7 protein-coding genes are annotated in these 8,485 nt (G+C 70.6%); 4 read left to right on the plus strand and 3 right to left on the minus strand.

The genetic code is table 11. From position 1 onward, the window contains the following. The coding region (locus VK923_20685; GenBank protein ID HSJ47096.1) for a hypothetical protein at positions 1-870 on the minus strand (870 nt) is incomplete at its 3' end. A 336-nt stretch (positions 871-1,206) separates the two neighbouring features. Here VK923_20685 and nifJ point away from each other — a divergent pair. Both nifJ and VK923_20695 read left to right on the plus strand, forming a co-directional pair. Beyond that, positions 1,207-4,821, plus strand: coding sequence for a pyruvate:ferredoxin (flavodoxin) oxidoreductase (gene nifJ, locus VK923_20690; GenBank protein HSJ47097.1), 3,615 nt, complete (start codon positions 1,207-1,209; stop codon positions 4,819-4,821). Beyond that, on the plus strand, positions 4,821-5,876 hold the full coding sequence (locus VK923_20695) for a dihydroorotate dehydrogenase-like protein (GenBank protein HSJ47098.1): 1,056 nt from the start codon (positions 4,821-4,823) through the stop codon (positions 5,874-5,876). The genes nifJ and VK923_20695 overlap by 1 nt, the downstream gene beginning before the upstream one ends. A 100-nt stretch (positions 5,877-5,976) precedes the next feature. On the opposite strand, the gene VK923_20700 is transcribed toward VK923_20695, so the two are convergent. Both VK923_20700 and VK923_20705 read right to left on the minus strand, forming a co-directional pair. Continuing rightward, the gene (locus VK923_20700; GenBank protein ID HSJ47099.1) at positions 5,977-6,435 is read right to left on the minus strand and encodes an Hsp20/alpha crystallin family protein; all 459 of its coding nucleotides are present in this window, start codon (positions 6,433-6,435) and stop codon (positions 5,977-5,979) included. A 134-nt stretch (positions 6,436-6,569) separates the two neighbouring features. Next, positions 6,570-7,145 carry a hypothetical protein gene (locus VK923_20705; GenBank protein HSJ47100.1) on the minus strand — a complete coding sequence of 192 codons (576 nt, stop codon included), beginning with the start codon at positions 7,143-7,145 and terminating at the stop codon, positions 6,570-6,572. A gap of 221 nt (positions 7,146-7,366) precedes the next feature. On the opposite strand from VK923_20705, the gene VK923_20710 reads away from it, so the two are divergent. Both VK923_20710 and VK923_20715 read left to right on the plus strand, forming a co-directional pair. Further along, positions 7,367-8,305: an ABC transporter ATP-binding protein gene (locus VK923_20710; protein ID HSJ47101.1), complete on the plus strand. Its 939-nt coding sequence runs from the start codon at positions 7,367-7,369 to the stop codon at positions 8,303-8,305. Then, a partial coding sequence (locus VK923_20715; GenBank protein HSJ47102.1) for a hypothetical protein occupies positions 8,305-8,485 on the plus strand: 181 nt, incomplete at its 3' end. The genes VK923_20710 and VK923_20715, both read left to right, overlap by 1 nt.

Genomic DNA, 8,485 nt, shown 5'->3' on the forward strand with positions numbered 1-8,485 from the left:
GGCGTCCTCACCCTCGGGTCCGCCGCGCACGATGAAGAAGCCCGCTGGTCCTGCGTACACGTTGAGGCGGGTCATGCCGAGCGTGTGGTCGTGATACCACAGCGTCGACTCGCGCTGGTCGTTCGGGTACTGAAACGTCGCGAAGCCCGGGCCCCACTCGACGCCGAACGTCGAGGCTGCCTTGCCGGCGAAGAAGTCGTACCAGGTCCCCTCCGTCGCGTAGCCCTCCGGGACGTTGTCAGCGTTGGGCAGGTACCACGCCTCGGCGTAGCCGTCGCTCTCGTCGCCGACGCCGGACGCGCCGTGGAGGTGGGTCACGATGGGCACGGGTCCGGTGTAGGGGCCGGGCGTCTCCTCGAACGTGGGACGCATGTCGCGCCCCTCCGTCCCGCCGGGCGGGTTCGCCCAGTGCAGGGTGGGGTCGACGGGCAGCAGGTGCGGCAGGTAGTCGCCGTTGGCGTCGACGAGCTCGTTGATCCACTTGACGCGCACGGGCCGGTTCCACTTCGACTCGATCGTCAGCGACGGCGCGTTGTGGATCAGCAGCCCCCGTCTGCTCGCTGAGCTGACCGCGCCGTAGCCCCAGACCGTGGTCATTGGCATGTCGGCCGGCAGGATCTGCTGGTCGAACTCCTTCATCGAGATCTCGTAGTAGTCGATCGGCTTGCCACCCATCTGCCTGATGGTCCCCGCCCGCGGCATGACGGGGGGAACCAGCAGAGGGGTCTGGAACTTGGCGATGTCGCCGGGAGCGAGTGTCCCGCCGGGGATCTGGGCCAGGGCCCGCTCCATCCAGCCGACCTGCGTCGCGACGTACCACCCGAGGGTCGACGCCCCCGTGAGCTTCAGGAAGTTCCGTCGAGTCAACATCGCACACATCCCCACTTGACCCGATGTGCGAAGCAGTCACTGCCTCGCAAATGCCGTCACCGTTTCGCACACACCGTCGACCCACGACGTACCAGCGCGACGATGTGGACGCGTCCCGCACGCAGGAGCCTACGAGGTCGGGATGTCCCGCCACAAGTGCTGTCGGCATGATCGCGTCCTGGGCGCGTGCGAGCGCCCGGTGCGCGCAACGGCCGCGCAACGGCAAGGTGTCAACAGTCCCGCCCGGGAGGGTACGTTCGACCTCAACCGCGTCGGGAGACCCGCTCTACGGTCGCTGGACCGGTCGGGTATGGCCGCAAGTGTGAGGAGTGTCCGATGGCGACGACGTGCATCGACGGCAACGAGGCGGCAGCGCGCGTGGCCCACGCGTGCAGCGAGGTCATCGCGATCTACCCGATCACCCCCGCGTCGCCCATGGGCGAGCTGGCCGACGCCTGGTCGAGCGCGGGCCGCCGCAACCTGTGGGACACGGTGCCGCGGATCACGGAACTGCAGAGCGAGGCCGGCGCCGCCGGCGCGCTGCACGGTGCGCTGCTGGAGGGCGCGCTGGCGACGACCTTCACGTCGTCGCAGGGGCTGCTGCTGATGCTGCCCAACATGTACAAGATCGCCGGCGAGCTCACTCCCGCCGTGATCCACGTCGCGGCGCGCGCCGTGGCGACCCACGCGCTGTCGATCTTCGGCGACCACTCCGACGTGATGGCCGCGCGTACGACCGGGTGGGCGCTGCTCGCGTCCGCCTCGGTGCAGGAGGCGCAGGACCTGGCGGCGGTCGCCCACGCCGCGACGCTGCGCTGCCGGGTGCCGTTCCTGCACTTCTTCGACGGCTTCCGGACGTCGCACGAGCTCAACCGGATCGACACGCTCGACCACGACGACCTGCGCGCCCTGATCGACGACGGCGACGTGCTGGCCCACCGCGCGCGCGGCCTGAGCCCCGACCGGCCGGTCCTGCGCGGGTCCGCCCAGAACCCGGACGTGTTCTTCCAGGCCCGGGAGGCCGTCAACCCCTTCTACGACGCCATGCCCGACGTCGTGCAGCAGGCGATGGACGACCTCGCCGCCCGCACCGGGCGTGCCTACCACCTGGCCGACTACGCGGGCCACGACGAGCCCGACCGTGTGCTGGTGCTCATGGGTTCCGGCGCGGGCGCCGCCGGCGAGGCCGTCGCGGAGCTGAACCGCCGGGGGGAGCGGGTCGGGCTGTTGACGCTCCGCCTGTTCCGGCCGTTCCCCGCCGCGGCACTGCTCGGAGCGCTGCCGCCCACCACGCGCCGGCTCGCCGTGCTCGACCGCACGAAGGAGCCGGGGGCGCCCGGCGAGCCGCTGTTCACCGACGTGGCGACGATGCTGGCGGAGGCCGCGACGTCCGGTGCCCTGGATCCCGCCGCGTTGCCGCGGCTGACCGGCGGGCGGTACGGGCTGTCGTCCAAGGAGCTGACGCCCGCCATGGTGGCCGGCGTGTTCGCGGCGATCGCCGGCGACGACCCTCCGCGCCGGTGCACGGTCGGCATCAACGACGACGTCACGCACCTGTCGGTGCCGGCCGACGCCGACTTCTCACTGACCGCGGGCGACGGCGACGTCCAGGCGGTGTTCTTCGGCCTTGGCGCCGACGGCACGGTCGGCGCCAACAAGAACACCGTCAAGATCATCAGCGAGCACACCGACCTTCACGTCCAGGGCTACTTCGTCTACGACTCGCGCAAGGCCGGCGCGCAGACCGTGTCGCACCTGCGCTTCTCTCCGCGGCCGATCACGTCGACGTACCTGATCGACCGCGCCGACTTCGTCGCGTGCCACCAGTTCGGGTTCCTCGGCACGCGCGACGTGCTCGGCCGCGCCGCTCCGGGTGCGACGGTCCTGCTGAACGCCCCCTTCCCCGCCGACGAGGTCTGGGACGCGCTGCCCGCGCCGGTCCAGCAGGCGGTCCTCGACAAGGACCTGCGGCTGTTCGCGATCGATGCCTACCGCGTCGCCAGGGACGCGGGGCTCGGCGGCCGCATCAACACTGTGATGCAGCCCTGCTTCTTCGCGTTGTCCGGCATCCTGCCGCGCGACGAGGCCGCCGCGGCGATCAAGCAGTCGGTCGAGCGCACGTACGGACGCCGCGGCCCCGAGGTCGTCTCGCGCAACCTCGCCGCCGTCGACCACGCGCTCGGCGAGCTCGCCGAGGTCACGGTGGGCGACCGCGTCACGTCGACCGTCGGCCTGCGCCCGCCGGTCCCACCCGACGTGCCGTCGTTCGTCGAGCGGGTCACGGCCCGCATGCTCGCAGGCGAGGGAGATCTGCTGCCAGTCTCGGCACTGCCCGTCGACGGCACCTTCCCGACCGACACGACCCGCTACGAGAAGCGGGCGCTCGCACAGGAGATCCCGGTGTGGGATCCGAGCATCTGCATCGACTGCGGCAAGTGCGCGATCGTGTGCCCGCACGACGCGATCCAGATGAAGGTGTTCGAGCCCGACGCGCTCGACGGTGCTCCCGGCACGCTGCAGTCGAAGGACTTCCGCTCCCGCGACCTGCCGACGCAGCACCTGCTGACGATCCAGGTCGCACCGGACGACTGCACCGGCTGTGGCGTGTGCGTCGAGCAGTGCCCGGCCCACGACAAGCAGGAGGTCGGCCGCAAGTCGATCATGATGGCCCCCGCCGACGAGCACCGTGACCGTGAACGCGCCAACTTCGACTTCTTCGAGCGCATCCCGCCGCTGGACCGCTCGCTGCTGGCCAGCGACACGATCAAGGGATCACAGGTCCGCGAGTCGCTGTTCTCGTTCTCGAGCGCATGCGCGGGCTGTGGCGAGACCCCGTACCTCAAGCTGCTCACCCAGCTGTTCGGCGACCGGATCGTGGTCGCCAACGCGACCGGGTGCTCCTCGATCTACGGCGGTAACCTGCCAACGACCCCGTGGGGCGTCGACGCGGACGGCCGCGGACCCGCCTGGGCCAACAGCCTGTTCGAGGACAACGCCGAGTTCGGCCTCGGGATCCGGGTGGGCCTCGAACAGCGCGCCGAGGCCGCCCGCGGCCTCGCGGGCGCCCTGCGCGGAGAGCTCGGCGCCGACCTGGTCGACGAGGTCCTGCACGCGGCGCAGGACGACGAGCAGCAGATCGCCGCGCAGCGTGCGCGTGTCGCCGCGCTCCGGTCACGGCTGGCCGCGCTCGACGGTGATCCCCGGGTGCGCATGCTCGACGGGCTCGCCGACGACCTCGTGCGCACGGACGTGTGGATCGTCGGCGGCGACGGGTGGGCGTACGACATCGGGTACGGCGGCCTGGACCACGTGCTGGCCAGCGGGCTGGACGTCAACGTGCTCGTGCTCGACACCGAGGTCTACTCCAACACCGGCGGGCAGGCGTCCAAGGCGACGTCGCGTGGCGCGGTTGCCAAGTTCGCCTCGGCAGGCAAGGAGACGCCCAAGAAGGACCTCGGCGCGCTGGCGATGCAGTACGGGACGGCGTACGTCGCCCAGATCGCGCTCGGCGCCAACGAGGTACAGACCGTCCGCGCGCTGCACGAAGCCGCGGCGTGGGACGGTCCCTCGCTGGTGCTGGCCTACTCGACGTGCATCGCGCACGGCTTCGACATGCGCCACTCGATGACCCACCAGCGCGACGCCGTCAAGAGCGGCTACTGGCCGTTGTTCCGGTTCCGCCCGGGCGAGGACGAGCACACCACGCCGTTCCGCCTGGACTCCCGAAAGCCGGCGCTGCCCCTGCGCGACTTCGCACGGCGCGAGGGCCGCTTCGCCATGCTGGAGCGGACCGCGCCCGACCGTGCACGCCGGCTGCAGGCGCTCGCGCAGGCGGACGTCGACGAGCGCTGGCACTACTACGAGCAGCTCGCCGGGGTGGAGCGGTCGATCGCCCACGAGCCCGGGGAGGTCGTCGACCCCGCAGGGGTTGGTGCCGAGGAGGTGCTCTGATGACGCAGTCGATCGATCGCGAGACCGCCGTCGACCTGTCGACGATCTACATGGGGCTGGCACTGCGCACGCCCCTGGTCGCCTCGCCCGGCCCGCTGACCGGCCGCCTGGAGTCACTGCAGGCACTGGAGGACAACGGCATCTCGGCCGTGGTGCTGCCGTCGCTGTTCGAGGAGCAGGTCGCCCACGACGAGCTGCAGGCCCACGGGCTGTTCGAGCTCGGTGCCGACGCGAACCCGGAGGCAACCAGCTACTTCCCCGACCTGCAGGGGTACGCCAGCGTAGGCGAGCGCTACCTGCGCCATGTCCGCGACGCCAAGGACATGCTGTCGGTGCCGGTCATCGGCAGCCTCAACGGCGTGACGCCCGGCGGGTGGGTGAGCTACGCCACGAAGATCGCCGACGCGGGCGCGGACGCCCTCGAGCTCAACCTCTACGAGGTCGTGGCCGACGCCACCGCCACCGCCGACCAGATCGAGTCTGCGCAGCTGACCCTCGTGGAGCAGGTGCGCGATTCGATCTCGATCCCGCTGGCCGTGAAGGTCGGCCCCTACTACACGGCGTTCGCCGGGATGGCGCGACGGCTCGTGGACGCGGGCGCCGACGCGCTGGTGCTGTTCAACCGCTTCTACCAGCCCGACATCGACCCTCGGACGCTGCAGGTCCGGCCATGGCTCGAGCTGTCGCGACGCGCCGAGATCCGCCTGCCGCTGCGGTGGACGGCCATCCTGTCCGGCCAGGTCGACGCGTCACTGGCGCTGACCGGCGGTGTGCACATGGCCGACGACGTCGCCCGGGGCCTGCTCGCGGGCGCCGACGTGACGATGATGACGTCGGCCCTGATCGACCAGGGTCCGCTGCACATCGGCATGGTCGAGGCCGATCTGGCGACCTGGATCCGCGCAATGGGCTACGCGTCCGTCGCCGAGCTCAAGGGCAGCGTCAGCATGCGTACCGTCGCCGATCCGTCGGCGTTCGAGCGCGCCAACTACATCGAGACCCTGGTCAACTACACCAACACCTTCCAGGAGGGCTGGGGCTTCAACCCGTTCTGACCCGGCGCCCGAAGGGCGCCTGTTGTTCCGTGAGTGATCGCGTGTTCGCGCGTCGGCGGGCCTGAGCCCGCCACGGGCCCGCCGACGCGCGTCGTGGTGATCAGTCGCGCCGGACGGGGATGCGCGTCCGCTCCGCGCGGTCAGGGTCGATCGGAAGCCGCACCGTCAGGATGCCGTCGGTGTACGACGCCTCGACGTCACTCGCGCTGGCGTCGGCCGGCAGGCGGATCGCGCGCGAGAACGCGCCGTAGCGCAGCTCGGACCGGTACCTGTCGGGCTTGCGTTCCTCGTGCTTCTCGCGGCGCTCTGCGCTGATGTGCAGGACCCCGGCGTCGACCGACACCGAGATGTCCTTGTCGGGATCCACGCCCGGCAGCTCGGCGCGGATCACCAGGTGGTCGTCCTCGACGTACTCCTCCACCGGGATCGCCACCGCATCGCGCTGATCCGCGAGGCGGCGCAACGGCTCCCAGCGCTCCAGCCAGTCGGGCAGGCCGAAGTAGCGGGGGAACGGGTAGGTCGACTCGGCCGTCGATGGTTCACGCATCTCGAGCTCCATGGGTGCACCTCCTCGCCCCGACCACGCGGGGCAGCGACCAACAGGATCATCATGTGCCCTGCCATGGTCCCGTTACGACGACGCGGATGAAGGGCCACATGGCCCGGCGCCGACGGCCCGGACGTCTTCGAATCTCACTCCACGGTGAACGTGGTGGCCATGCCCTCAACGAAGTGCGACTCGACCTCACCGCTGTCCAGGGTCTCGGTGATGTTGCAGAACAACACGTAGGTGCCGGCATCCATCGCGAAGGTGGCGGTCCGCTGCTCGCCGTTCGGAAACTCCTCGATCTCGCCGAGGAAGTCCTCCTCAGGGATCTCCGTCTCGTCCACCGCCCCATCGGCATCGGTGGGCAGGTCCGCCGCGTCGTCGGCGCGGACCACGACCATCTCGTGAGCCTCGCCTCCCTGGTTGTCGGCCGTGAACGTCAGCTCGCCTGCGTCGGCCGACGTCGGCGTCGGTTCGACGATCCACTCGCCGAGCACCACGGTGACGTCCGCTGCGGCTGCCTCCGACGGCTCCTCCGTTCCGGGCTCCGACGGCTCCTCGGCGGGCACGGAGGTCTCCGCGACCGGCTCCGACGGCGTGGCCGCGGCCTCCGACGCCTCCCCGCCGCCTGACTCATCGCCGCCGCCGCACCCTCCCAGCATCAATGGCAGCGCCAGCAGGCCGACGAGTGCCCAGCCGGCGGTGCCCGTCCTGTTGTGCATCGCCCGACCTCCTGTGCCAGAGCAGGAAACGCCCCTGCCCGTTGCGGGGACCGTACCGTAACGGGCAGGTCCCGGACCACGCCAGAGGCGATCGACCCGCGGATCACGGGTCGGATGTCCACCTGCAACGTCGCACTGGCCGCCGGCGACCGGGCCCTCCGGCCCTGTGCAGCGCGCTGCCCGCAGGTTCACTGGTCGGTGGGAGACGCATAGGAGCGGCGATGGCCACGATGTCGGAACCGATCACGCGCCCGCAGTCGTCAGCGACCGCACCGGCGATCCGCATCCACGACCTCACGAAGCACTACGGCGCGACGGTGGGCATCGAGGCGCTGGACCTCAACGTGCCGACCGGTGCCGTGTTCGGCTTCCTGGGACCCAACGGCGCGGGCAAGACGACCACGATCCGCCTCCTGCTCGGGCTGCTCCGACCGACCCGCGGCAGTGCGCAGATCGGCGGCCACGACGTGTGGACCGACCGTCGGGCGGTGCATCGGATGGTCGGCTACCTCCCTGGTGACTACGTCGCCTACGACGACATCACCGGTCTCCAGTATCTGGAGTACCTCGGCGACCTGCGCGGTGGTGGCCAGTGGTCCCGGGTGGACGAGCTCGCCGAACGGCTCGAGCTCGACCTGCACCGGCGGATCGGCGACCTGTCCAGCGGCAACCGCCAGAAGGTCGGACTGGTCCAGGCGTTCATGCACGACCCGCAGGTCCTGGTGCTCGACGAGCCGACCAGCGGCCTGGACCCGCTGGTGCAACGGACGTTCCTCGCCATGACGCGTGAGGCACGCGATGCCGGCCGGACCGTGTTCCTGTCGTCGCACGTCCTGTCGGAGGTCGAGCAGATCGCCGACATGGTCGGCATCGTGCGGGACGGCACGCTGGCTGTCGTCGAGCGTGTTGCTGCGCTCAAGGCGCGGGCCGTGCGCCGTCTCGACCTGACCTTCGTCGGCACGCCGCCCATCCGTGCGCTCCGCTCCCAGCTCGGCGTGCGCGAGGTCCGCGGTGATGGCCGGCGGGTCCACGTGCTGGCCGAGGGGTCGCTGGAGGGACTCATGCGCACGGCAGGCGCCGCGGGTCTGGAGAACGTGGTGACCCACGAAGCCGACCTCGCGCAGATCTTCCTCGACTACTACACCGCGGAGACGTCCTGATGCGACCGAGCACCGTGTACACCAAGTCCCTGTACGACCAGCGCCGGGGACTGCTCGGCTGGAGCATTGGCATCGCCGCGACCACGGCGCTGTTCATCCTGATCTACCCGATGATGCTGGGCATGGAGGACATCGAGGTGTTCCTCGAGCAGTACCCGAAGGCGTTCGGCGAGCTGTTCA

The sequence above is a fragment of the Euzebyales bacterium genome, assembly GCA_035461305.1.
Lineage (GTDB): Bacteria > Actinomycetota > Nitriliruptoria > Euzebyales > JAHELV01 > JAHELV01.